The organism is Streptomyces blastmyceticus (assembly GCF_039521185.1).
Lineage (GTDB): Bacteria > Actinomycetota > Actinomycetes > Streptomycetales > Streptomycetaceae > Streptomyces > Streptomyces blastmyceticus.
Window position 1 is genome coordinate 1 of sequence record NZ_BAAABW010000034.1, and the last position, 505, is coordinate 505.

At 66.3% G+C, this 505-nt stretch carries 1 protein-coding gene and 1 pseudogene; both read left to right on the forward strand.

The genetic code is table 11. The features are described from left to right. Positions 1-98, forward strand: a pseudogene (sufC, locus tag ABD269_RS30810) (Fe-S cluster assembly ATPase SufC); the annotation flags it as partial. Then, the coding region (locus ABD269_RS30815; protein WP_344123265.1) for an aminotransferase class V-fold PLP-dependent enzyme at positions 95-505 on the forward strand (411 nt) is incomplete at its 3' end. The pseudogene sufC and the gene ABD269_RS30815, both read left to right, overlap by 4 nt.

The following is a 505-nucleotide window of genomic DNA, read 5'->3' on the forward strand; positions in this document are numbered from 1 at the left end:
CCGGCCGCATCGTCGAGTCCGGCGGCGCCGAGCTCGCCGACAAGCTGGAGAACGAGGGCTACGAGGCCTACCAGACGAAGGGTGGCGTCACCGCGTGACGATACTGCCGGGGCTCCTCGACACCGAGGCGATCCGTAAGGACTTCCCCATCCTGGACCGCACGGTCCACGACGGCAAGAAGATCGTGTACCTGGACTCCGCGGCGACCTCGCAGAAGCCGCGCCAGGTCCTCGACGCCCTCAACGAGTACTACGAGCGGCACAACGCCAACGTCCACCGCGGCGTGTACACGATCGCCGAGGAGGCCACGGCGCTGTACGAGGGCGCGCGTGACAAGGTCGCGGCGTTCATCAACGCGCCCTCCCGCGACGAGGTGATCTTCACCAAGAACGCCTCGGAGTCGCTCAACCTCGTGGCCAACATGCTCGGCTGGGCCGATGAGCCCTACCGCGTGGACCACGACACCGAGATCGTCATCACCGAGATGGAGCACCACTCCAACATC